At 38.2% G+C, this 519-nt stretch carries 1 protein-coding gene; it reads right to left on the bottom strand.

Annotation, left to right across the window (positions count from 1 at the left end):
• Positions 1 to 194 (bottom strand): MobA/MobL family protein (locus tag IV54_RS00525; RefSeq protein WP_162259306.1); only part of this gene is annotated, 194 nt, incomplete at its 3' end.
• Positions 195 to 519 lie beyond the last annotated feature (325 nt).

The following is a 519-nucleotide window of genomic DNA, read 5'->3' as shown; positions in this document are numbered from 1 at the left end:
CTATCACTCGCCCATTCTGGCGCATTCTTTGGTGTCAAAATAAAGCTTTCTGGCATGACTGACCGAGCATAAAAATAGCTTCGACCTTCTTTTTGATCGAATAACTTTTCACCACTTCTATAACTTGCTCCAGCAATGGCACTACGTCCTTTACCAGCACTAATATTTTGAAAACTCATGTGAAAAATTGCCATGTCGGTCACCACCTTTCTTTAGGTTTATGGGTTTGCTTTTGTTGTCGCCAACGGCGACTTCTGATACAAGGGTTTAGCACAATAATACAACCAACTTTAGTTGTTGTGTGTAAGTGCGCATTGACCTCGTTTCACTCGGTCTGCTGATTATCCTGAATTTACTTTTAGTGTATGCCTTCCGCTTCGCTATTTCAACTTTTATACTTTGACTTAACGTTTCCTGTATGATATAGTTTCGGTGATTATTTCAAATATGATTGGAGGGATCATTATGTCTCAAAGTAACTTAGAAAAACAAGAAGCTAAATTAAAAGCCCTTAATCAA

Source organism: Levilactobacillus paucivorans, assembly GCF_001437125.1.
Taxonomy (GTDB): domain Bacteria; phylum Bacillota; class Bacilli; order Lactobacillales; family Lactobacillaceae; genus Levilactobacillus; species Levilactobacillus paucivorans.
The sequence above is the reverse complement of the archived record's forward strand: the minus strand, read 5'-3'. Positions and strand labels throughout refer to the sequence as shown.